General features: G+C 67.3%; 24 protein-coding genes. 5 read left to right on the top strand and 19 right to left on the bottom strand.

The window, feature by feature from the left end; genetic code table 11:
• Nucleotides 1–18 precede the first annotated feature (18 nt).
• Complete coding sequence (locus ACZ4VA_RS37065) at nucleotides 19–1,101, bottom strand: helix-turn-helix domain-containing protein (protein WP_468084231.1); 1,083 nt, start codon at nucleotides 1,099–1,101, stop codon at nucleotides 19–21.
• A 583-nt stretch (nucleotides 1,102–1,684) separates the two neighbouring features.
• Between ACZ4VA_RS37065 and ACZ4VA_RS37070 the strand changes: the two genes are divergently transcribed.
• Nucleotides 1,685–2,173 (top strand): hypothetical protein, encoded by a 489-nt coding sequence (locus ACZ4VA_RS37070; RefSeq protein ID WP_468084233.1) that lies wholly within the window; start codon nucleotides 1,685–1,687, stop codon nucleotides 2,171–2,173.
• A 119-nt stretch (nucleotides 2,174–2,292) separates the two neighbouring features.
• On the opposite strand, the gene ACZ4VA_RS37075 is transcribed toward ACZ4VA_RS37070, so the two are convergent.
• Complete coding sequence (locus tag ACZ4VA_RS37075) at nucleotides 2,293–2,997, bottom strand: restriction endonuclease (RefSeq protein WP_468084235.1); 705 nt, start codon at nucleotides 2,995–2,997, stop codon at nucleotides 2,293–2,295.
• On the bottom strand, nucleotides 2,994–3,260 hold the full coding sequence (locus tag ACZ4VA_RS37080; RefSeq protein ID WP_468084237.1) for a hypothetical protein: 267 nt from the start codon (nucleotides 3,258–3,260) through the stop codon (nucleotides 2,994–2,996). Before ACZ4VA_RS37080 ends, ACZ4VA_RS37075 begins: the two co-directional genes overlap by 4 nt.
• Before the next feature lie 398 nt (nucleotides 3,261–3,658).
• Between ACZ4VA_RS37080 and ACZ4VA_RS37085 the strand changes: the two genes are divergently transcribed.
• Together ACZ4VA_RS37085 and ACZ4VA_RS37090 are read left to right on the top strand one after the other, a co-directional pair.
• Complete coding sequence (locus ACZ4VA_RS37085; RefSeq protein WP_468084239.1) at nucleotides 3,659–4,816, top strand: ParA family protein; 1,158 nt, start codon at nucleotides 3,659–3,661, stop codon at nucleotides 4,814–4,816.
• A complete protein-coding gene (locus tag ACZ4VA_RS37090; protein WP_468084241.1) occupies nucleotides 4,813–6,087 on the top strand; it encodes a ParB/RepB/Spo0J family partition protein in 1,275 nt (424 codons plus the stop codon). Before ACZ4VA_RS37085 ends, ACZ4VA_RS37090 begins: the two co-directional genes overlap by 4 nt.
• Nucleotides 6,088–6,454: 367 nt before the next feature.
• Here ACZ4VA_RS37090 and ACZ4VA_RS37095 read toward each other — a convergent pair whose 3' ends face one another.
• Both ACZ4VA_RS37095 and ACZ4VA_RS37100 read right to left on the bottom strand, forming a co-directional pair.
• Nucleotides 6,455–7,597: a hypothetical protein gene (locus ACZ4VA_RS37095; protein ID WP_468084243.1), complete on the bottom strand. Its 1,143-nt coding sequence runs from the start codon at nucleotides 7,595–7,597 to the stop codon at nucleotides 6,455–6,457.
• Nucleotides 7,598–8,827: 1,230 nt separating this feature from the next.
• Complete coding sequence (locus tag ACZ4VA_RS37100) at nucleotides 8,828–9,895, bottom strand: tyrosine-type recombinase/integrase (RefSeq protein WP_468084245.1); 1,068 nt, start codon at nucleotides 9,893–9,895, stop codon at nucleotides 8,828–8,830.
• Between the two features lie 417 nt (nucleotides 9,896–10,312).
• Between ACZ4VA_RS37100 and ACZ4VA_RS37105 the strand changes: the two genes are divergently transcribed.
• Nucleotides 10,313–10,522, top strand: a complete 210-nt coding sequence (locus tag ACZ4VA_RS37105) for a hypothetical protein (protein ID WP_468084371.1) — start codon at nucleotides 10,313–10,315, stop codon at nucleotides 10,520–10,522.
• A gap of 350 nt (nucleotides 10,523–10,872) precedes the next feature.
• Here ACZ4VA_RS37105 and ACZ4VA_RS37110 read toward each other — a convergent pair whose 3' ends face one another.
• The 5 genes from ACZ4VA_RS37110 to ACZ4VA_RS37130 all read right to left on the bottom strand — a co-directional run bounded on the left by ACZ4VA_RS37110 (nucleotide 10,873) and on the right by ACZ4VA_RS37130 (nucleotide 14,116).
• The gene (locus tag ACZ4VA_RS37110; RefSeq protein WP_468084247.1) at nucleotides 10,873–11,814 is read right to left on the bottom strand and encodes a helix-turn-helix domain-containing protein; all 942 of its coding nucleotides are present in this window, start codon (nucleotides 11,812–11,814) and stop codon (nucleotides 10,873–10,875) included.
• Nucleotides 11,815–12,162: 348 nt separating this feature from the next.
• Nucleotides 12,163–12,420 carry a Tn3 family transposase gene (locus ACZ4VA_RS37115; RefSeq protein WP_468084249.1) on the bottom strand — a complete coding sequence of 86 codons (258 nt, stop codon included), beginning with the start codon at nucleotides 12,418–12,420 and terminating at the stop codon, nucleotides 12,163–12,165.
• A complete protein-coding gene (locus tag ACZ4VA_RS37120; RefSeq protein ID WP_468084251.1) occupies nucleotides 12,405–12,626 on the bottom strand; it encodes a hypothetical protein in 222 nt (73 codons plus the stop codon). Before ACZ4VA_RS37120 ends, ACZ4VA_RS37115 begins: the two co-directional genes overlap by 16 nt.
• Nucleotides 12,627–13,197: 571 nt before the next feature.
• A complete protein-coding gene (locus ACZ4VA_RS37125) occupies nucleotides 13,198–13,356 on the bottom strand; it encodes a hypothetical protein (protein WP_468084253.1) in 159 nt (52 codons plus the stop codon).
• Nucleotides 13,357–13,465: 109 nt separating this feature from the next.
• The gene (locus ACZ4VA_RS37130) at nucleotides 13,466–14,116 is read right to left on the bottom strand and encodes a hypothetical protein (protein WP_468084255.1); all 651 of its coding nucleotides are present in this window, start codon (nucleotides 14,114–14,116) and stop codon (nucleotides 13,466–13,468) included.
• Nucleotides 14,117–14,584: 468 nt separating this feature from the next.
• Between ACZ4VA_RS37130 and ACZ4VA_RS37135 the strand changes: the two genes are divergently transcribed.
• Nucleotides 14,585–15,085, top strand: a complete 501-nt coding sequence (locus ACZ4VA_RS37135) for a GNAT family N-acetyltransferase (protein WP_468084257.1) — start codon at nucleotides 14,585–14,587, stop codon at nucleotides 15,083–15,085.
• On the opposite strand, the gene ACZ4VA_RS37140 is transcribed toward ACZ4VA_RS37135, so the two are convergent.
• The 9 genes from ACZ4VA_RS37140 to ACZ4VA_RS37180 all read right to left on the bottom strand — a co-directional run bounded on the left by ACZ4VA_RS37140 (nucleotide 15,019) and on the right by ACZ4VA_RS37180 (nucleotide 22,212).
• Nucleotides 15,019–15,519, bottom strand: coding sequence for a transposase (locus tag ACZ4VA_RS37140; RefSeq protein WP_468084259.1), 501 nt, complete (start codon nucleotides 15,517–15,519; stop codon nucleotides 15,019–15,021). The two genes, ACZ4VA_RS37135 and ACZ4VA_RS37140, sit on opposite strands and share 67 nt — an antisense overlap.
• A gap of 378 nt (nucleotides 15,520–15,897) precedes the next feature.
• A complete protein-coding gene (gene dnaN / locus ACZ4VA_RS37145) occupies nucleotides 15,898–17,031 on the bottom strand; it encodes a DNA polymerase III subunit beta (RefSeq protein WP_468084261.1) in 1,134 nt (377 codons plus the stop codon).
• Nucleotides 17,032–17,191: 160 nt separating this feature from the next.
• Complete coding sequence (locus ACZ4VA_RS37150; RefSeq protein ID WP_468084263.1) at nucleotides 17,192–17,719, bottom strand: WhiB family transcriptional regulator; 528 nt, start codon at nucleotides 17,717–17,719, stop codon at nucleotides 17,192–17,194.
• The gene (locus tag ACZ4VA_RS37155; protein WP_468084265.1) at nucleotides 17,716–18,171 is read right to left on the bottom strand and encodes an ASCH domain-containing protein; all 456 of its coding nucleotides are present in this window, start codon (nucleotides 18,169–18,171) and stop codon (nucleotides 17,716–17,718) included. The genes ACZ4VA_RS37150 and ACZ4VA_RS37155 overlap by 4 nt, the downstream gene beginning before the upstream one ends.
• 862 nt (nucleotides 18,172–19,033) lie before the next feature.
• On the bottom strand, nucleotides 19,034–19,540 hold the full coding sequence (locus ACZ4VA_RS37160; protein ID WP_468084267.1) for a hypothetical protein: 507 nt from the start codon (nucleotides 19,538–19,540) through the stop codon (nucleotides 19,034–19,036).
• A gap of 179 nt (nucleotides 19,541–19,719) precedes the next feature.
• The gene (locus ACZ4VA_RS37165) at nucleotides 19,720–20,082 is read right to left on the bottom strand and encodes a hypothetical protein (protein WP_468084269.1); all 363 of its coding nucleotides are present in this window, start codon (nucleotides 20,080–20,082) and stop codon (nucleotides 19,720–19,722) included.
• A 142-nt stretch (nucleotides 20,083–20,224) separates the two neighbouring features.
• Nucleotides 20,225–21,169: an AAA family ATPase gene (locus ACZ4VA_RS37170; RefSeq protein WP_468084271.1), complete on the bottom strand. Its 945-nt coding sequence runs from the start codon at nucleotides 21,167–21,169 to the stop codon at nucleotides 20,225–20,227.
• Nucleotides 21,170–21,213: 44 nt separating this feature from the next.
• Nucleotides 21,214–21,726, bottom strand: coding sequence for a Pycsar system effector family protein (locus tag ACZ4VA_RS37175; RefSeq protein WP_468084273.1), 513 nt, complete (start codon nucleotides 21,724–21,726; stop codon nucleotides 21,214–21,216).
• Nucleotides 21,727–21,744: 18 nt separating this feature from the next.
• On the bottom strand, nucleotides 21,745–22,212 hold the full coding sequence (locus ACZ4VA_RS37180; RefSeq protein WP_468084275.1) for an RRQRL motif-containing zinc-binding protein: 468 nt from the start codon (nucleotides 22,210–22,212) through the stop codon (nucleotides 21,745–21,747).
• Nucleotides 22,213–22,316: the final 104 nt, after the last annotated feature.

The raw sequence follows: 22,316 nt of genomic DNA on the forward strand, positions 1-22,316 counted from the left end.
CCTGCGGCTGCTAGTTGGCTACTGTCGCGGTTGCGGGAAGGTCCATCCGGTCCACTCTGGTCGTGGCAGCTGCACGGTCAGGTCCGCTGCCACTCCATTCTTCTTGGGCCTTTTAGGCAGTTCCTCGAGCCTGGGACCTGCTTGGCGGGCGTGTCTGCCTCGTGTTGCTGTGTGGCTTCCTGTGATGTTGAAGTCCAGGAGGAGCAGTTCGAGTGCCTGCGCTTGCTCGCTGGCGCCGGCCTTCTCTAGGCCGTGTTGGGCTTCTCGTACGAGTCGCTCAATTTCGATCTTGGCACGCATCTCCAGGCTGGCGCGCTGAGCCGCTGCTTGTTGGACCGCCTGTTCTGCCTCAACGCGTAGCTGATCAATGTTTTTGAGTGTTTTGTCCAGCGAGGCGTAGGAGTTGGCTCGATGATCCTTGGCCCGCTTCTCGGCGTTCTGAAGCATCTCGCGGGCCGCCTGCTCGGCGCGCGCCAGCGTCTCTTTCGCCCGCTGGTTGGCCCCGGCGACTATCTCCTGGTGGCGCATCTGGCCTTTGAGTTCGGCGGCGGTCGCCATGGCCACCCCGTCCGCGATGATCGCCTCGGCTCTTCGTTCAGCTTCCGGGATCCGCTCATGCAGCAGCTGGTACTCGTCATGGACTGACTGCAGCAAGCGACGGGCGCGACGCTCCAATGCGGTTGCGGCTTGGATGCGCTGGCCCGCGTGGTCTTCTGCTGCGCGGGCTTGAGCGATGACCGTCCTTGGTCGTTCCGTCAGGTCTCGCAGCCTTTTGTTCTCACACTCCAGCCGAGCAATCTGGGCTTGCGGCGAGTCGCCGTCCTGAGCGTTTGCTGCGTGGAAGTCATGCTCTGCGGCCCGGAGCCGTTGCAGTCGCTCAGCCCATTGTTCTGTGTCCCCTCCCAGGGCTGTGACGACGTCCCGGAGGAGATCTTCGTCTGGCACCTTCTTGGCGTTGAACAACTCTGATAAACGAGGTTGGTTGTAGCCCACCTTCCCGGCTAGTTGGGTGAGGGTCGGGTTGCCGGCGTCTTCGCGGAGCTTGCGCAGCTTGAGAGTGAAGTCCGTCAGAGGGCGCCCGTCGTCCTCCAGGGTGTTCATCTTTCGCCCCATGCGCCCCCCTCATCGCGGCCCCATCGGCAGGGCCACATTCTTTCGGAACGACGTCCGAATAATCCAATTGATCTTGAGGGGATCCTACGGATGCTTCGAGCGTGAAATACCACTGAGTCATTCACCTGGAAGCTGAACGATAAATTCCGGATAATTCCGATGATCCGGGAGTCAGCCAGCTTCCAAGCGCTTGCTCAGCGGCAAGTTCGCCGTAGCCGCAACATCGAATATCGCGTTTGGTTTGAACATTCCAGGAGTCTTGACTTGAGGGGAACATCTGCAACCGCGAACATGCGGCCTCCGCTCTCCCGTACACGGGGCCCCCACCCCTGGATCCCCCGGCACAGCATGCGGGGAAGGCCGCACTCGAACGCCGATGGCCCCGGACCCAACCGGGTCCGGGGCCAGGCCCTGCGCCGACTGTGCGGCGCGGCGAGAAACGACCAACAGTCTCAGCAGCGATGCCCTGCCAAGGAACCCTGCTGAGACGCTCGCTTCTCTACAAGGACAACTCATGATGCACTGCCCGGCTTCCCAGCTGGTGAAAACCGCATATCGTCCATGCGTCCGTGTGATGCTGAGCAGTAACGCTCCCCAGGAGACCTTCAGCAGTACTTGGACGTGGGCGGCCGCGATCAGTTTGATCGGGCTCATGGTGTCGGCCGGCTTCACTCTCTACAAGCTGCGCAAGCACAAGAGGTCGACCGAGGCGGAGCGGCTCAAGCCGGACTACATCCTGCTCGACGAAGCAGCCGTCGTGCTGGACAAGCTTGCGGACATGCCTGTCCAGCGGAGCGACCTCAGCGCCCTCAATGAGTTGCGCACCCGCATCAAGCAGGCCGAACGCCGGTCCCCCGACCTCCCCTTCGGCGACGTCGTAGCGCGTATCGACGTTCTCCAGAAAACAGTCCTCCCTGACTGCTTCACCAAGAAGCTTGCGGGCAAGCGAATCTCGCTGGAGGAGCTGCTCGCCTTGTCCCGGCAGCAAGGCGTGTCGATCGCGGAGATCCGACACTCGATCGACACGGTGCAGCGCGAGATCGACCGCCGTAGCAAATGACCCGCCCTGTCTCAGGGGCGGCCCCCGTCGGGGCGCCCCTGAGACATCCCCAAGTCCCCTGCCCGACCGACCAGGGCTCCAGCCGCGTACCTCACGGCCAGGGATCAAGCGCCCAGCGCTCAGGGCAACATCGTTGGCCTTCGCGGTGGCGGGAGCATGGGCAGAAGCTGCCACAGAGGGCGGTTCCCTGTAGCCCACTGAGCCAACGTCTGGCGGTCGACCAGGTGTAGGCGTTGCTGGCGGGCGAAGTCGCGCCCGGGTTGCGTGATCCGTCCATTGGTCACCATGACGACAACATCACCTTTGTGAACGGGGCGGCCAGTTCCGTTCAGGACTTGCAGGTCTGGTGTGCCGACTGCTGCCCCTCGGGCACCGTTTCGGCGGTGCTTGCACTGGATGACCCAGCGGCGACCGTACGGGTCGGTGGCCTTCACGTCAGCGCCGAGGTCACCCCTGCCTCCCACACGGAGGGCGTCGGCGCAGCCATCGCGTCGCATCAGGTCTCGGATGGCGATTTCGAACTGCTGGTGTGTCAGTGCGTCGAGCTGTGCGATGCCGTATCGCAGGGCGCGCTGCTGGACTCGTTGCCATTCCATACGCTGGGTGTGCTGCTGCCACCACGCGCCGCCGGCCAGGGCCGCGAGCAGGACGGCTATAAGGAGAATCCACCAGTGGGCCAGCAGCCAGTTGACCGCTGTCACCAGAAGGCTGATAGCGACTACCGCGGCCACGGCTGCGGTGACGAGCTGGACCTCTTGCTGCTGTTTACGGCGCCGGCTCGGACGTCGGGCCGGTCGTCGCCTCGCGGGCGGTCGGCGGGTCACTGGTTGCTGCCGAGGGTGGAGAGGTCGATCGGGTAGGAGACGGTCGGCTTGGGCCGCGTCACTGTTCTCTTAGGGGTGTCGAACTTGATGGGGTACGACACCGTGGGGTGTGGCTCGGTGCGGCGGGGTGTGTTGCCGGTGCCCTGGTTGAAGAGGACCGGGTACTGCCCGGGTGACTTCTGCGGGCTGGTGCCCCGTGGGAGCTCGCTTCCGTTATGGCCGAAGGCGACTACCGCCAGGGCTACCGCGCTGAGGATCGTCATCTCGCGGCGTGCGCCTGGCGCCCAGCGGGTGTGGCCGCGTACCTGCGTCCCATCTGATCGCACATAGGGTCGAATAAACGGCATCTGATCCCCCCACGGGTCATTCGTCCGGTCGTCAGCACCATGCTGACGACGGGCACTGACAACGGATCAGCTGTTTGCGGTTCTTGGGCCGGGCGTGCGCTCTTTCAGGACATCCGCAGGTCATCGCGTTCGTCGGCTCGTGTCCGGAAGTTTTCGTACACCGTTCGCGTCGGCGTCCGGCCTCTCTCATGGGGCTTCGTCGGTAGGCGCTCGCAGTCATCCCGGGTCGGCCGGTGTTGTTGTCCGCGGACAACAAGTGCCGACACAGGGCCTCCTGCTGTCCAAGAAGGCAGCAGGGTAAGTAAGGTAGCGCCATGACCGCCCCATACGATCCGAGCGAGCGGGAAAAGGTAGTAGCTAAGCTGCCTTCTGAGCTGCGCAAAGAGCTCAAGGTCCGTGCCGCTGAGGTAGATACCGACATTCAGGACGCTGTGACTGCAGGCGTTGAAGCCTGGCGGAAGGCGAAGAATCGGCCCGCAGTGGATACCGGCGGCGGGTCATCCTTCGCGACCTATCTGCCGGTTGGGCTGTACGACAAGCTCAAGCGGGACTGCAAGGCCCGCGGCATCACGTACAACCAGGGCATTGCGCAGTCGATCCGGCTCTGGCTCGATGAGCACCCTTCCCCGCGACCGAAGCCGGCCCGCGTCACCGGGGCCCGGCGCATCATCTTCGGTAACCAGAAGGGCGGCGTGGGCAAGACGTCGGTGTCCGCCGGCGTTGCCCAAGCGCTCGCGGAGTCCGGCCACCGCACCCTGCTCATCGACTTCGACCCTCAAGGGCACCTGACGAAGCAGCTCGGTCACCCGCTCATCGAGATCGACAGCCCGAGCCTCGCCAAGCACATGCTCGGTGAGGTGAAGGACGGAGGGCTCGGCGACCTGCTGGTGCCGATAAAGGGGGGTGACTTCGAGGACCACCTCTGGTTGCTGCCCGCCTGCAAGGACGCCTTCCTCCTGGACGCCAAGCTCGCCACGAGCCGGGTCGTCCGGATCAAGGAGACCGCGCTGGAGAAGGCACTCGAACCCCTGGAGCACGACTTCGACTTCATCGTCGTGGACTGCCCCCCGAGCCTCGGCTACAGCATGGACACGGCCATCTACTACTGCCGCACCCGCGAGGGGGAAGAAGCCGGCACCTCCGGCATCGTCATCCCCGTGCTGTCCGAGGACTCATCGGCAGACGCCTACGACATGCTCGGAGAGCAGATCCAGGACCTGGTCGACGACATGGACGTCGACATCGCCCAGCTCGGCTTCGTGGTCAACATGTACGACAGCCGCAAGGGATATGTAGCCACGTCGTCCCTGACGGAGTGGCAGAAGCTGGGGGAGCCTCCCGTCCTGGCCGTGGTGCCGGAACTGAAAGACCAGCGGGAGGCGGTGCGGGTGAAGACTCCCCTGCTAGCGCACTCCCCGAACTGCGAACAGGCACAAGAAATGCGGACCATCGCACGGAGGATCAGCGGATGAGCGTCGCCGACCGGCTGGGAACCGGCTCTTCCTTCAGTGAGGCGCGGCGCACCCGCAGCGCCCGCGGCCGCGCAAAGGCCGTGACTCAGGGAGACGTCCCTGCCTACGAACTGGTGCGACTGCGGCTGGACGAAGTCTCCCCCACACCGCTGAATCCGCGCCGTAACTTCGGTAGCGATGAAGACAAGACACGCTTCGGCGAGGAACTGCGCACCGTGCAGCTGGCCGCTTGTGTCGTTGTTTCCCGGAGCGCCTACCTCGGTCTGTGGCCCAGCCACGAAGACCGCATCGGCGGAGCCGCCCACGTCCTGGTGAACGGTGAGCGCCGCTTCCGGAGCGCTGTCCATGTCGGTCTCGATGCGCTGGACTTTGTTGTCCGGGACGATCTGGCCTCCAGTCGTGAAGCGTTCATAAACCATCTCCTGCAGGAGAACCTTGAGCGGGAGGACTTCGACGTCATCGAGCGGGCGCGCGGCGTCCAGGCTCTTGTGGCGGTCTGTTCGGAGAAGGCTGAGCGGGGAGCAAAAGCACGAGCTGCAGAGCGCCTCGGCAAGGACCGGTCTTGGGTTACGAACCAGCTCACACTGCTGGACCTCCCCGTGGAGATCCAGGCCATGCTCAGCTCGGGTGAACTACCCGAGCGTGACGGACGGTTCCTTGCGCGGCATTGCAAGGAAAATCCCGGCATGGATGCTGCTGCCCTCCTCGACTACCTGAAGGAGATGAAAGCAGTCGCCGCCCGGAAGCGGGCCGAAGAACTGGAACTGCTCCAGGCGGTCAGAACAGCGGGCAGCTCGGTTGCTGAACAGGGTTCGTTGTCTGCGGACAACAAGCCGTCGTCCTCAGAAGGAGCGCCGCCGACGGGGGAGCCCGCCGAATCGCAGAGCTTGTTGTCCGCGGACAACAAGTCGAGGGCTTCGGAGCGCTCGGCTGACGGGTCCTCCGTGGACGCTTCCGGGGCTGCGCTGGGGGAGGGTTTGTTGTCCGTGGACAACAAACCGACGCTCGTAGAAGCAACGCCGGCGGCGGGGGAGCCCACCGAATCGCAGACTTTGTTGTCCGCGGACAACAAGGAGCTTCGGGCGACCTCCTCTTCCGCTTCCCATACGGTGCCTGAACAGCAGGGGAGTGGGAAGCCGAGTCCCTCATCGATCGTCTTGGGTGAACCGCGGCAAATTGCCGAGGACCTTGTGCGGCGGCTTACTCCGGGACAGCTCACCGAGCTGACAGAACTGCTCATGGAGCGTGTCGGCGCAGAAGCCACCGCCTGAATTAGAGCGCTGTCGAAGGCTGGGCCTACGGGAGTTTTCCCGGGCCCAGCCTTCAACTGTGTGCGAGCGGTGGTTCGTACCTCTGCCCGTGGCCGGACTTGTTGTCCGTGGACAACAACGCTTGGAGTCTGTAGGCGCGTTTCAGTGGCGTGCGCCGGGCAGCAGGCCGCGCCCCCTGCCGCAGTGCGTCATGGGTAACGCCAATCTGCGGGTGAGACATGGCGCATCCTCGTGGCTAGTCGACTGGTTCGGGCGCATAGGTTCCGTCACCGAGCGGGATGTCGGTCAGTTCAAAATGCTACGGAGAGCCCTAGGAGGCACGCGTGCGGGGAGCCGTCACCAGCGGCGAGCCTCTGTTTTCGTATGCTCAGTCCAGCTCATTGGGGTACCCGATCACTCCGTCGTCCAGTACATCGGCCTCGTAGCCCAAATCATCCGCCTCCACGGGGTTTCCCGAGAGATCTGTCAACGGACTCGTGTCGGGGCGGGCCTCGTGGAGCCTCTTCACCAAGGCCGCGTGGTGGAGCATCTGCTCGGCGTCCTCCCGCGCAGCCGTCGTGACCCGCTCGGCCTCCGCCGCCGCCTCCCTCAGGGTGGCCAGTGCCTCCTTCTGGGCGAATGCTAGGAGTGTCTGTGCGGTCCGCTGTATCTCCGCCAGGCGCTCGCCGGCCTCCACCGCCGTCTCCGAGATGAGCGCGTCAACCTGCTCGGCAGCCTGGGACCGCCGCTTGTCGGCCTCCTTGCGGGCCTCGTCGAGGATCAGCTCGGCGTCGTCTCGCGCAGCCGTCGTGACCCGCTCGGCCTCCGCCGCCGCCTCAGCGCGTATCTCATGCGCGTCTGCCTTGGCTTGGGCTAGCAGTCCCTCAGCGGTGCTTGCTGCCTTCTCAGCATGATCGGTGATCTTTTGTTGGGTTGCTGCGGTAACTGTTGCGGCCTCGCGCCTAGCCTCAGCCAGCACGCGTTCGGCTTCGGTCTGCGAGTCCTCCTGCCGCTGGCGGGCCTGCAGCTCAGTACGAGTACGCAGTTCTTCGATCTCCGCCCGTACACGCTCTGCGGCTTCCGCCTCCGTCCTTACTCTCTCGGCGTCCGCACTTGCCCTGGCGATGAGCTGCTGGGCGACGTCTACATGGCTTGGAGGGATGATGGTGTCCGGTGGTGGAAGCTTCGTTGACCGGTCTGCCTCCGTTTGGAGCTGTCGAACTGCGCTCCGCCGATCAACCCATTCCTGTACGGCTTCTTCGGTCCCTACGAGGCACCAGACCAGTCCCCTCACAAGAACTTCTCTAGGTAGCCGCTTCCCTTGGAGAGCCTCCGACAGCGTCGACGCCTTCAACGGAACCCACGGTCGGGTCCAGTCTTTGGTTTGTTTTTGTAGATCACGGAGTGAGGGTTCGCCGCACCTAATGTGCAACCGTCTTAGGTCTCTCGCGAACTCCTCCAGCGCTGCGCTCGATACATCCTGTGGTTCGTTTTGCGCAGACTCGTCCCTTTGGTTTTGGTCCACTGCCATACCCCCCACTTCGTGTGAGTCAGGGTAGACCTCTCAGCTCGAACGTTCTCGGACTTCCCCGCACGCTGCCGAACAAGGCAGATGTTCGGTCCGACAAGTGGGTTGTTCGGTACTGACCTGCGCCGTACGAAGTGCAACGGGTCTGTTCGGGTAGCTGGTATCGCTCCTACCAGGGCCCTTTCATGGAGTCATCCACACATGCCGAGGCCCGGCGGATCCGGGTGTATCCCGGCATGCGCAGCGAAGGGGAGAGCCGTGACGAAGAAGAGTGAGCCGAAGTGGGGGATCACCGTTGGGCGGGACGGTCTGCGTGTGGAGGCTGGGCGCCATCTCCAGCTGTCTATGTCCCTGACAGTGTTGTTCTGGTTGATCAGCGTCAGTACCGCGGTTGGCTCGGGTACGTACTGGACGCAGTTCATGCTCTTGCCCTGACACACAGCGATGAAGGGCCCCACTGCGGTGGGGCCCTTCGCGACTCCCTGGTAGCGAGCGCTCGCGCGGTATTACCTGCCCCTCGCTAAACCGGACGGGCGGGCAGATAGATCATTACTCCGCCCACTGGGCGGGGGCTCCTCAATGGCTGCGGACCGTAGGGGCGTCGTGGAGCTCGCGCAACAGCCGCGGGACCTTGCCGAGCTTGGCGTCGGCTAGCCGTCACTGTTACCGGCATAACTGTGACGCGAGTTGGACTCTATCGGCCACGTTCTGAGCAATGTGCGAGTCCTGCGCGAGCATCCCAGGCATTACCGCATGCTCCCCGGAAGCCGCAATTCCGTGTCTGGCTGGTCCGGTCGCGCGGCATACTCCAACACGGCCGACCTCACCCGGCTGCCTCGACTGACCCGCCGTCTCAGCCGAGCATCCGGGCCGCCACCTACCAACGCCCTGAGACCCCGGGGGCAAACACGGCCAGCTGTCCACCTCGTACAGAAAGAAGACGGGCACGCTCGGGGGTCCTTGGGCGTGCCCGGGTGCTTCATGTACGAGCTTCTTCGCGCCTCGCTGCCCGAATTTTTCGGCAGCCTCGGCGCCGCGCTGGTCCTCGCCGCCTCTGCCGGGATTGCCGCCCACCTTCGCGGCCGCCGAACCCGACCCCGACCGTCCGAGACAGACGAACAGCCGTAGCGCGGCTTCGTGGGCTCCGAGTGGTCGACCTACCCGGAGCCCACACGACAGCACGATTCTTGGGGTGCCGGTAAGAACGCTGTCACCAGCCGCAAACGAGGGGCGTCACCTTCGGCGACGTGCGGCGGGGTCGCGCTCGGCGACGTGTCGGGCGACCGCGTCGACACCGGGACGGGCATACCGCTCCAGGGAGCGGACGGAGGCGTGCCTGGACCGGGCCAGCAGCATGGGGGTGGAGGTGCCGCCCTCCGCGTCGTGTGTCAGGGCGCTGTGGCGTAGCCGGTGCAGCGTGAAGCCGTCCAAGTCCTCGATGTCCTCGGGCGAGGCGAGCGGATTGGCCAGCAGTCGGGTGTTCTCCTCGAAGATCTCCTCGGCCCGGCGGTAGGAGAGCCGGGCCCGGCCAGTCTCGGGGCACACGTCGAGCGTCGGCGTCCCGGCCGGGGCCCTGCGGTCGGTGAGGAACAGCGGGCCGCGGGTACGGCGGGCGATGAGCCGGGGCAGCAGCTGGGCGGTGCCGGACTGCCAGTGAATCCATTCGGTCGCCCCGCCCTTGGCCGTGATCTTCCCGCGCTTGTCTTGCGGGTACAGGTCTTCCACATTCAGGCACAGCACCTCGTCGGCCCGCGCGGCGGATTCGTAGAGCATCTTCCAGCACGTCTTCTCCCGCAGGGCGACATCGAGGCGCCACAGGGCCGCGATCTGGTTCTCCGCGAGGGCCTTGGTGCGGTCCGGCGGCGCCGGCCTCCGCTCGATGCCGATCGTCGGGTCGCCGACGATCCAGCCCTGGCGCTGCCACCAGCCGATCGCCTTGCGCGCGATGGACAGCTCCCGGTTGACGGTGTCGGCGTCCATCTCGTCCGCGCGGGACGCCGCCAGCTCGGCCAGCACCTCGGGCAGGGCCGGATCGTCGATCGCGGTGACGGGGAACGCGGGCGGCTTCGCGCCCCGGCGGGCGGGTCCGGTCGGCGCGGGTTCGCCGGCGAGCATCCACCCCCACGTCGTGAGCGAGATCCGGTAGATCCGGGCAGAGGACTTCGCGATGCCCGCGCCGGTGAGGTACCGCTCGACCGCCGCGGTGTACGACGAGGGCGGGGCGGCCAGGGGTACGACCCGGGCGTGCGGCACACGAAGCGCGCCCCCACCCCCGAGTTCGGTCACCGGTTCGATCGTCATGCCCTCTCCGCCCTCCCGATGCTGCGCAGTAAATGCGTACACCTCGCATGCGGCGACTGGAGAGCCCTCCGCAGGTCGCGATGATCACGGTAGGCGTACTGCCGCAGTAAATCCGGCATTTATTGCGGCAGCCTTGTTCCGGACACTTCCCGGACAGGGCTCTGGCCAGGCCGGACAGCCCATGCCCTGTCCGGGACAGCTTTCCCGCCTCGCTTTCTTCTCTGTCCCCGCCATGCTTGATGCCGTCAGTTGGGGTCGACCCGGCTGAATCCCTAAGCGGCTGAAAAGGAGTACATCGTGCGCATTCGTTCTGCTCTAGGTGTCGGATTCGGTGCAGCACTCGCGCTTGGCGCTCTGACTGCGCCCGCACAGGCAGCAACAGCCTCCGCGCCGCAGTCGTCATTGCTTGCCAGCTGCGTGCCATGGGATACCGACAACTACACGTACGGCGTCCGCTGCGCGACGAGCCAGGCGTACTACGCGAAGGCCACGTGCACCAACGGGTCCACCAGGAAAACGGCTCGTGGGGTGATCACCAGCGGTGACAGGTGGTCGTATGCCTACTGCTCCGCCTTCGGACCGGGCTACTACAAGGTCGCCGGAAGCGGAGGCGTGGTCTACGCCTGACATGGACAGCTCGGTGAGCGACTGCAGGGTGTTCTGCTGACCGTTCGCCTGGAGGCAGCATCGCCCGTGCCCGACATGGACACGGGCGATGCTGCTGGTCCGCGTCGTCCAGGAAGAAGTACCGCTCCAGCTCCGCCCGCGAGGACACCTCGTAGAACGACCCGTTCCGGGCCGCCTGCTCGTCCGTCTGGAACTCGACCGCCACAACAGCTCTCCGAAGATCGACAACAACGACCCACGAAGGCTCCGACGCTCAATCACTCCAGGTCAAAGCACCAAACCACCCAGCGAACCCTTAGCGCACGATCTGACATGGATGTTCCTCAGCCCCCGAGCACAGCTCTCCTGAGCTACGCGGGCGAGATGGAGAAGATCTGCTTCCCGCTCCCGTCGCAGGGCTGTGTCACCGCCGGTACCCCGGCGACCGTCCCCGACCCGTTCATGCCCACGCATCCGCCGCCGACCAACCGGAGAACGTACCGGTCGCTTCGGCCGGAGCCCACCGGCTCGATGCGGAACCTGCTCGTCTTCCCGCAGGCCTCCCAGGGCTCCAGCAGGGCGGCGCCGGTGCCGACGGTCACCGAGTTCAGACAACCCTTGCCGTGGTCGGGGTGGTACCACTGCACGCGGAACGTGTCGTCCGCCGCGGGCACGAGCTCGGTCTGCTGAGGTGCGACGTCCTCGCACGGACGCTGCACGGCCACCAGTGGTTCGTACCCGTCGGCATGCCCGTCGGTCAGACACAGGCCGTCCGCCAGGACTGGGCGGATCTGCACGGGACCCTGCGGCAGGGCGGTCCGGTCCGACTTTCCCTTGGAACCGCCCGGCTCACCGGAGAAGCCGAGGACCCAGACGGTGACGGCCACGGCGGAAAGCACAGCGAGCCCCACCAGCAGCGCGCTCAGCCGGCGTCGGCCCGGTGCCGGCCCGGTGTGCCGACCGGGAGGTCCCGCACCGTCCGCGCCGCCGCCTCCGTCGTGGCCGTCGTCCCCGCCTTCGTTCCGGCCCGCCGCATTGCTGATGGCCCTTTCCAGGGCCTCCAGCCATTCCTGCACCCGCTCCGCGTCTCCGCAGGCTCGCACGAACTCGGCCACCAGTTCGGGACGTGGTGTGGTCTTCCCGCCGACGACGTCCGCCAGCGTGCTGCGGGCCAGCACTCCTCCGTGCCTGGCGGCCCGTTCTTCGAGCTGTCGGTACGTCAGCCCGGAACGCTCCTTGAGCTGTCGTAAGGCAGCCGCGAACTCCCCCACATCACGGGCCCCCTGCGGCTGCAACTCCCCCACATTCGCCATGCGGACATGGTGACCGGCCCCGCGGCACGTGGACAACGCTGGTTCCGGCCCTCCGCGGCCGTTTCCGTACGGTCCCGGACAGGATCTGGACAAGCCGCTGACCAGCCCGGACAAGTGCCGGCCCGCCCGGGCCGGATTCCGGTCGTGCATGCCCGTGCAGATCTTCTCCAACGCGATGTTGATCAGGTCCGCCGGCCGGTTCTTCGCTCCCTTGCGGGCCTGCCTGCTGTGCCATGATCGCCGCATGATCGATCTGGGCGTACGTGTCGCGTGCCTGGGGCACCCACATGTCGGGGTCCCTCCACGCGAGCCACCGGCGCGGTCCGCTCGCAGTGCCGAGACGCAGGTTCATTCGTTCTCCACGGTGGATCGCGCCGCCTGGTCGGCCAGCAGCCGAGGCCCCGGCACAGAGGCCGCGGCGAGGTTGAGGCGGGCGCCCATGTCGAGGTTCACCTCGCCGTAGGGCCGAACGTGGGACCAGAACAACGGGGTCAGGCCGCGCCGGTCTGCGGGCGTGAGGAGGTCGGCCCACTCCGGTTCGCCGAGAATGTCCTGGAGCATCAGGGTGTTCACAAAGACTAGGGCCGATTTCAGCGGGCGAGCCATACGGACACGGCGCCGGCGCCGGTCATTAGGGCGCCCATGAGCTTGTAGGGCGGCCGCTGCAGGGTGATGCGCAGTTCGGCGAACCTCAGCTCGAAGAACGGCTCCGGCTGCACGGGCTGCGGATCCGGCCCGACCGTCGCAAGGAACGGCGGGTCCGCTGATAGGGCTTCGGGGCGATGTCCTAGGCGTGAGGTACGTTCGTTCATGGGTCTCCTGTCTCTGTCAAAGCGGTGGACCCGACGAAGGCGAGAGGGAGATCCGTAGGTCGCGGCAGCTGTAGGAGGCGGGCCGCATCCGAAGGGTCTCCCTTCGTCATGCGAAGGGTTGCCTCGAGGCCCTACGAATCTATGGCACGTGACTGACAGTCGGGCTCACCGACGGGTGTCCGCGCGCTCAACGCCATGCAGTGCAGGGCGAATTATGGGGACGCAACTGACAACAAGGCGGCTAGGAGCGAAAATCGCAGCTCAGCGGGTCTCTGTGGCATTGCGCCCGTAGGGGACGGTCAGCGTTTCGTCTGCGCTCATGCGTGACGGACATCACGAGGTCGGCGTGTCGCGTCCGCGGTGACCCGCGATTCTGATCTGGCCCTCAGACCTGCTTCTGACCTCGGACGTCTCGTTCCGTCCTCGGAGTCCACCAGGAACCGCTTCTACACGTGCAGGATCTTGCCGTGAATCGGCAGGATCTGCCCGGGATGCCGTCGTGCTCGGAGCTGATGTCCGCGATCTCCTGCAGCGGGAGGTCTGGCGCCGCCTTCAAGAACGCGATCAGGGACTAGTCGGAGATGTAGAGAAGGGACGCGATGAACTCCGCCATGTACTTCGGGTACTGCACCGCCTTGAACCTGCCCCCGAGCAACGATGTTCTTGCGATGCTCCACGCAGTCGGTGACGTGGAGAGGTGGCAGGGGACGCCGTCCCCGATCACATCCATCTTGCCCTCGTCCTTCGCGGTCCCCCCTGGGATCCGGGTGCGAGTAGTTGCGGTACAGGAACTGCCCCGCTCTATTGATCATGGCCAGGCGGATGTCGGGGTGAGCGGGTCAGTTGTCCTGGTCGTCTTCGCTGTCCGGGCGGACGCCGTTGTTAAGGTCCCAAGCCCGTCCGGCCGCCAGGGCGGCGATGCCCACGGCCGGCCCGAATTCCAGAGCCTTGGACATGACCTCGTCGGCGGTGTCGTTGGAGAACGACAGCGTCATCAGGGCCAGCAGGACGACCGTGCCCACGAACAGGACGAACGACTGGCGGCGTACCTCGATCGGTAGGTAGTCGATGCCGCCCTCGCCCGCGAACTGGCGGGCTGTGTCCTCCAACTCCGCCACCATCGCGTCCGAGACGGCATCCGCGTCCGCGGACCGGTAGGCATCGTCCACGACCGAGACCGCGGTCGTCCGCTGCTCGTCGGTCAGCACGCGCCAGGCGGCGACACTCTCCAGCATGCGGTCCAAGCCGGTCATGTCGAGTGACAGAGTCAGCCGCCGCAGCCCTTCCATCTGCTCGTCGGCTATGGCGGCCAGCCGTTGTACCGTCGCTTCAAGGCCGGCGAGCCAGGCAGGCTGCGGCTCGGCCACGGCCTGCTGCATCCGCTCGGCCAGCTGCTGGCCAAGACGCGCGTCTACGTCGGCAAGGTACGCGTTCAGGTCGCGCGCCTGATACTGCGCCGAGCGCCCCACAGAGTCGACGGCGTCCTGCATCGGCTCCCACTGAGCTATCGCGGCGGCAGCGCGCTGGGCCGCGTCAGACAGGGGCTAGGGAAGGTCATAAGACGACATGCGATCACCCTGCCACAGGAGTCTGACACGCCTCCGGGCGGCGATGCGGTAGCCGGTCCATGATCAATCTCAACGGCACTTTCTCTACCGCAACTACTCACACCCGGGATCGGCACTGTTCTCGCGGGGCTGGCAGAGATCGCGCGCCTCAACACTCGGCGGATGGGGGAGGCAGCAGAAGCTGCCGGAAGGACCGGTGGGCATGGGGAGGGGTACGGATGCCCGATAGGTAGGTGTTTTTGATCCTGCGCCAAGAAACGAGCTCACGAGGGACACCGCTGAGGATCAGCGATCTTGTGCAGGTGGAAGGCTGCCAGCAGGTTGAAGGCTGGCAGCAGGATGGGGCTGGCATAGTGCAGCAGGAGGCAGGTAGTTGTGGCGGGTCATTGGGTGCAACTCGAACTTGACGTTGCCGGATTCGATCAGGACCGCTTCGAGCAGTACGTGACGAAGTGCCAGTCCCAGGGCTTGCGCTTCGTGACTCTCGCGGCTCTGGGAGACACGCTGGAGCATCGGAGGGCGCTGTACGAGCTCAACAAAGAGTGCGCTGCCGACATACCAGAAAGAGGAGTTTTCTACTCATTTGATGAGTATGTGAAGCAGCGCTTTGAGGTGGCGTCCTACGACCCGCGGGGTGTGGTGATCGCCTTGGACGGCGAGGCTTGGGTCGGTATGGCGGCGACGTCGCGGCATGAAAATTTCATGTTCAACGAGATGACTGGTGTGCGAGCCGGGTATCGAGGTCGGGGCATCTCGATTGCCATGAAGACGTTCGGGATGACTTTCGCCGCGGAGTTCGGAGCGAGCAGGGTCCGCACCTTTCATCATCCGGCCAACGCGAGTGCGATTGCCATGAATCGGAAGATGGGCTTCGTCGACGCGGTCGACTGAGCGATGCCCCCCGGCTTCGGCCACCCAGTCTTCGCCCACTGGCTGGTGCGGGGGCTTTTGCGGGTCAGGCGTCGGGTCATCATGGTGATGAGTGCCCAGTTCAGGTGTGCTTCTGAGTGCTGGGGCAGCCGTTCGTAGTCCCGTGCGTTGCGGCGGGCGTTCATGCACCAGCCGATCGTGCGCTCGACTTTCCAGCGGCGGGGCAGGACGACGAAGCCCTTGGTGCCCTTGGGTCGGGAGACGATGCGCAAGGTGAGCCAGAGGCGGTCGCGGGCCCAGTCCACGAGTTCACTGGCATAGCCGCGGTCGGCCCAGACCTGGGTGATCTGCGGCTGGGTGAGACGCAGCCGCCAGAACACGTCGCGGGCGGCGTCGCGGTCCTGGATGTCGGCGGGCGTCACCGTGATCATCACCGGCAGCTCGAGCGCGTCCACGGTGACATGTCGCTTGCGGCCGTTGATCTCTTGCTGCGCACCACGGACCTGGGGGAGGGCAACGCCGCGGTATACGTCGAACGGCGACCCCAGGGCGGCGGCACGGTCGAGGGGGAGTGGGGCGAGACCTCGGCATTGATCCGAGCCGCGTTGAAGCCGGGGGCAAGGAGGATGCGGCCGGCAACCGTTTCGTACAGGGCGGCTTCGGTGAGCTACTCCCAGTGGGTGGTGGAGCCGCACAACACGACGATCGTGGGCAGTGGCGGGACGCCGAGTGTGGTGTCGGGCACGGGTTGCCTTCCGGGAGAGGGCGCCAGGGCGGACGGACGCGGAGTCGACGGCCGCCCCAGGCGTGTGCGGGATGGAGTGGGCTGCTGTTTAGTCGCGTGTGCCGGTGAGACGGATCGGCATGAGGGCGTAGCGCAGGTCGTGGTCGTCGCTGTCGTGGCCGCGCAGGACGGCGGGCTTGGTGGGGGAGGTGAGGTGGAAGTCGACGGCGTCGGTGGTGAAGGCGCCCAAGCCGTCGAGCAGGAACGCCGGGTTGAAGGCGATGGTCAGCTCTTCGCCGTCAAGGCGCGTGTCCACGGTGTCGACGGCCTGGGCGTCTTCGTCAGTACCGGCCTCCAGGAGCAGGCTGCCGTCGGCGGTGAACGTGAGCTGCACCGGAAGGTTCTTGGCGAGGACGAGGGCGACCCGCTGCACAGCTTCCTTGAGGGGAGCGATGCCGACGGTGGCGGTGTGGGCGGACTCGGTGGGGAAGAGAGCGCTGTAGGTGGGCAGGGACCCTTCGAGGCCGCGCAGGGTGCTGGTGCGGGCCTGGCTGCGCAGGGTGAACAGGCCGCTGGCTCCGCTGCTGGTGGGGAGGGTGAGGTCGATGGTGGTGTCGTCGGCAACGGCCTTCGCGGCGTCCATCAGGTTCTTGCCGGGGGCGACGACGGTGTGGTCTGTGTCGAGGTCGCAGTGCTTCCAGTCGATGGTGCGCGTGGCGAAGCGGTAGCGGTCGGTCGCGGTGAGGGTGAGGGTGCCTGCCGCCTGGTCGTGGTGCAGGCCGATGCCGGTGAGGATGGGCAGGGTGTCGTCGGTGCTGCGGGCGCAGCCGACCTGGGCGACGGCTTCGGCGAGTGCGCCGGCGGGCAGCGTGCCGGACGGGGTGCCGGGGTCGGGCAGCGTCGGGTATTCCTCCAGCGGCAGGGTGGGCAGGGTGAAGCGGGCAGATCCGGCCCGCAGCAGCAGGCGCTGGCCGGTGAGTTCGAGGTGTACGGCGCCGCGGACGCGGGCGGCGATGTCGGTGAGCAGGCGGCCGGAGATGAGGGCGCGGCCGGTCTCGGTGACGGTGGCGGCGATGGTGGTGTCGGTGGAGGTGTCGTAGTCGAAGCCGCTCACGCGCAGCGTGTCGGTGTCTGCGTGCAGCAGGAGCCCTGCCAGGACGGGTACGGGCGGCTTGGCGGGCAGGCTGAGGGCGGCGTAGCTGACAGCGGCGGCAAGGTCGGCTTGGTCAACGATGAATTGCACGAAAGTCCCCTTGTGGGATGGAGGAGTGGGCAGGACGAAGCGCCAGGCCGCTGCGGGATTGCAGGAGCGGCCGGGTGCAGGGCGTGCAGGGTGCGGGGTGGTGCGTGGGCTGAAAGCGGGCGCCCGCGCTATCGGCTGACGTGCGCCCGCGAGCGCAGCGTCAGCTTGCTTGGGCCAGAGGCGGCGTGCTGGCGGGCGAGCGCAGGGCCACGACCAGGCGGTCCCGGTTGCGCTGCTGCTGCCTGGTGCTGATCGGCTGGCGCAGCGGGCCGTTGATCTCGCGGTCGAGGCGGACGATGCGGGACTGCGAGACGGTCAGCGGGGCGTGGCGGGCGGCGGCCGCGCGGTCGCGGCGGGCCTGCTCGCGTTCGGCGAGGACGTCGACCCAGTCCGGTCCGAGGCGGTCCGCCAGGCGTTTGCGCAGGGTGGTGCGCTGACGCGGGGTGGTGCCGGCGAAGATGCCGGACCGTGTCGCATCCGCATTGACCAGCGCCCAGCGCAGGCAGGCTTCGGCGATGGGGCAGCCTGCGCATGCCTGGCCCGCCTTCTCCAGCTTCTGCTCTGCCGCCGCGCGGTCGCCGTTGCGGTCCCCGGTGGCGTAGTCGAACGCCTCCGGTGCCCTCTGGCAGGCGGTGCCGGTGGTGGGGAAGGGGAAGCGGGCGTCGAGGGCGGGAATGTGGGTCCTCATGAGGTGGCCTCCACAAGCAGGTCGCGTACAGGGGCGGGGAGTTGGAGAAGGACGCGCTCGTACACGGCGAGCGAGACCCGCCAGGGGCCGAGCTGGCCCTCGCACGGGACCGGCAGGGCGAGCGCGTGGACGTCGTCCAGGTCGTGGTGGATCAGGCCGGGCTGGGCCCAGGGATTGCACGGCGAGCCGTCGTCGGTGTGGGAGCCGGTGACGCGGACGATGCCGAGGACCGCGCGGGTGGGCAGCTCCAGGCCGCGGATCGTGCGGGCCACGAGCGGGTCGCGTAGCGCGGGCCGGTCGGTTTCGGCTCCGGCATGCAGCAGGTACCAGCCCGCAGCCCAGGTGCGGGGCCGGTTCTCGATCCGCTTGCCGCCAGGCTGCAGAATGCATGCCGCCCAGGGCTGGCGGAGGGTGATGCCGCGGATCGTGTCGGGGGCGTACAACGCCGTCATCCCGCCCTCCCAGTGCCGGTGGTTACGCGGCCGGGGCGGCGCTTGTTGAAGGGCCGCGCGAACGTGGCCGGGTCTTCGGGCACCGACTGCCGTAAGGGGGTGCGGTTGGGCATGATGGTCTCCGTTCTCGCCCTTCCGGGCGGAATTGAGAGGCGCACCCCCGTGCTTTGCCGGCGGAAGGGGGTGCGCCTCTTGCCGTTGATCGCCCGGTGGCCGGGTGATCTGGACGCTGCGGGATGCTGGTGGTGCGCCGGTTTGTGACGGAGCAGGCGCACCCGGGACGGCCTGCCTCTAGTCGAAGCCGTAAGCCGTCCCGGGCCGGCCTCGGCTGACAGAACCTGTTCTTCGCAGATGACAGCGCCTGGAATCGGGACTGCCCGCAGGGAAGCCGCTCTCACCGAACCGTCACGGAGACTGTTGAGCGAACGGCGGCCCTGCGTCCTGGTCCCGTGGCGCGTCCAGGAGGAACCTGGACATGTGGCGAGGATGGGTGTCCGGACGTGCAGCCAATGCGGTAGCCCGCTGCCAGAAGGCAGCCGACGGTCGCGTCGGTACTGCTCAGCGACCTGCCGGACGAAAGCGTGGTGGTGGAAGCGTGAGCGCGAGGAATGGTGGCGGAGCAACGTCGAGTTTGCCGCTGCCCTGCGCGGAGGCCGCCCGTACCACCGGCCGCGGCAGCGCTGCCCGGTCTGCAAGGGCTGGTGGTTCACCGGGGAGGCCACAGACGGCAACCGCAAGCGGGTGGATGCCCTGTACTGCTCACCGAAGTGCCGCACCCGGGCCTACCGCCAGAGGGCGTTCGCGTTCAGAAGGCGTCACGCCGTGACGCCTTCACGTGACGCTATGGGGTTCAGAAACAGGCTCAGGCGATGTGGCCGATGGGCGGGACGGGATGCACGCTGGCGCAGTCGCTCACGTCGGTGTGCGGGGAGCGGCCGTGCGTGGGGCGCAGCTCCCCGAGGAACTCCATCAGGGCGTCCTCGGAGTCGAGGACGATGTCGACGTAGCCGCGGCCGCAGGTGCACGGCACGATCAGGGTCAGGACGTCGCTGGCGCCGTCGGTCTCGGTGATGTGCAGGGTGTGGTGCAGCCACAGTCCGCCGTCCAGCCACGCCACCGCAGATGCCTCCCACCGCCGGTGCCCCGACTCGTGCACGGCCGGGTAGCCCTGCCAGGACATCGCGTCGAGGATCTGCGCGAGGGAGTAGCCGTAGGCGTTGTAGACGTGGTGCGCGGCCGCGGTCTCCGCGTCGTCGCGCTGCTCCTCATCGGTGGGGGCGCCGCACGCCTGGTCGGCGAGGTCCAGGAGGTAGGCGAGCGGGGAGTCCGCGCCGTACGAGGGGGCCGGGGCGTGCAGGATCTCGGTCATGGTTCTCCCTGTCTGTCCGAGGTGGTGCCGGGCCGGGCTGTCCGGTCCTGGGCCCCGTCCCGCACAGCGCCAGGACCTGGCGCAGCGTGGGGGCGGGACGCGGGACTGTCAGAGCGGCGTGCCGAGCGCAGACGCCAGGCGAGGGCTCAGGGCGGTGCGCGAAGAGCGGAGGGGCTTCGTCACGGGGTGGTCTGCGGGTCGGGTCGAAGCCAGCACCACTGCTGCAGTTCGTAGGCGGCCAGGGCGAACAGCGGCATCGGGTAACGCAACCCGTCGGGCGTTTCCACGGTGAGCTGGTCGCGGTCCCTGCCGACGATCAGCAGCAGGGGCGGGGCGGGATCTTCCGTGTCCGAGGGGCGTAGTGCCCAGGCCTGGCCGGGTTCGGCCAGCAGCCACGGGTCTTCGGCGAGGATGCCGTCGCAGACGAGGCGGTAGGCGGTGGATTCCGGCAGCAGATCGTCTGTCATCAGCTCACCGACCAGGGCATTGATGACGCGGGCGGCGCGGTGGGGGCCGATGAGGCGATCGATGGAGGACTGCATGAAAGTTCCCTTCGTCGGGGCGTCAGAGGAGACGTGTCGGCGCGGATCAGGCGCCTGGATGTGAGAGCCGGCGCGGCCGGGCTCGTGGCCGGCGGCCGCCCCGGGCCGGACCACAGCGGCGGGTTGGGGTCGGCTCCCCGCGTTACGGGCCGACTTCCGCGAGCTGCTGCGCGGCGTGGTCGTCGGCCTCCTGGTCGGCGTCGGCGAATCCGTGGACGGTGCAGACGATGTACGGGTCGCTGTCCATGGCGCCGGTCAGCGCCCGGTACAGGTCGGTGACGGAGTAGACCGGCGCCCATGCGCGGCCCGCGCACTCGTCATCGACCGGGCAGGGCAACGCCACGTCGAATCCGACTTCGCCCTCCCCGTCGACGTCGGCACGGAAGGCGAGGGTCAGGTACTGCTGTCCCAGGCGGATCTGTGCAACGCGGTCCCGGCCGCTCACCAGGTCCGAGCCCGGCCGCCACCGCCACAGCGGCAGAATCTCCGGACCGAAGAATCCGCGTACCAGGAGCAGGTCGCCGAGGCCGGCGCTTTCACCGCGCCCGAGGTCGGCCTCACGGATCGCCGACAGGCGCTTCAGGAGCGGTTCCAGCCGGTAGAGGCTGTCCGAGAAGACAACCTGATCGAACCCCTCGGAGGGCAGGGAGCTGTAGGTGTGGACCATGGCCTTGTGCTGGGCTCGCACCGTGTCCGCCGGCACGCTGCGGTTGGCCGGGCGCGGGCCCTGCCGCTCGACACACACCTCAGCCGGTGTCGCCATCACGACCGCGACACACCGCACGCCGTGGCGTTTCGCGGCGGCGACCAGGGGTGCCCGGGCGGCCGCGGTGACGTTTGTTGCGTCGGTCACCGTGGTGGCCTTGCGGGCCATCCGGTACTCCAGGAGCAGGTGCAGGACATCGACCGCGTCTGCGGTCGCGTCCTGGTCGCCGGCGTCGTCGCTGACCGCCGCACGCAGGGCATCCAGGCTGAGCACCTGGGAGGCGGGCCAGGTGGCGGCCAGCGTCGACTTACCCGCACCGGCAGGCCCGATCAGCACCACCAGGACGCTCTCGCTGAGTTCTCCGTCGAACAGGACAGCCATATCGATCTCCTTCACAGAGGGTTGTTGGCGGGTGGGCCACGCGATCAGGCGGCGATCGCGGCGGTGGCAGCGGCGAGGGTGAGCAGGACCAGAGCGGCCAGGCTGAGGTCGACTGCGCGCTGCAGGAGGCGGTACTTGCCCACCGCCAGAACGGACAGCACACGGATGCGGGCCAGGCGCATGTCGTATCGCAGGCAGTCCCGTATCCCGTCGTCATCGAGCTGCGCCCAAAACGGGAAAGAGGCACGGTCGCCGCCCCCAAGGCGGGGCCGGACGACCAGGAGCAGCAGCACAGCCGCCCCAGTCAGGGCCAGCACGGCGGCCGCGCCCACCCCGAGCGATAAGAAGGGCAGGCCCCGCGGGGCGAGGGATGCGAGGCCGGCCAGCAGGACGCCGTCGAAAGCCAGCAGCAGGGACGCTTTGCCGTCCGTGCGGCTGATCTCGCTCGCGAGCGTCTCGCAGGCCGCATCCGCAGCCCGCGACCACGAGGAACTCTCGGGCCGGGCGGCCGGTTCGAGGCGGGCAGGGCTCGGGCGAGATGACCAGTGCAGGCTCAACCGGAGGCTCCTTGAGGGTCAGGCGGCCAGCTGGTGCTTGGCCGGCGGCAGGGTGTAGGTGGTGGGGTCGGCCGGAGTGCCGTCGTGGCATTCGAGGCAGCAGCCGAGGGTGCGTAAGGGAAGGCAGTAGGTGTAGCGGCGGCCACAGGTGGGCCGTGGGCACGTCTGCCTGGCAGCCATCGCGCGGTCCAGCGCCCACTCCTGCGCCAGCGTCGGCACCCGCTTGGGCCGCGCCAGGCGCACGTCGTACAGGTACGCCCGTCCCCGATGGCCGGGCAGGCAGGCCCACGTGGGCCGGTAGCGGCAGCGTGCACAGCGCAGGATGCCTATCGGCTCGTGTGCTGGAGACCGGTCGCGGTCCCGGACCTGGCGGCGGGTGAGGAGATGGTCTGGGCAGCTGCCCCGGTCGTACTCCGGAAGGCCTTGCGCACCACGCAGAACCCGCTGCGTCTCTGCGTATCGGCGACGGGCAGGGCGAGAGCGCATCACCGACTCCAGATGCCGGGCAGGCGATTCGGGCGCTGCGGATAGCGGGGACCGGGACGCTGCGGACGGGGACGGCCGATCCGGCGGCGCGGGCGAGGGATGAG

The organism is Streptomyces sp. NPDC028308, assembly GCF_055565855.1.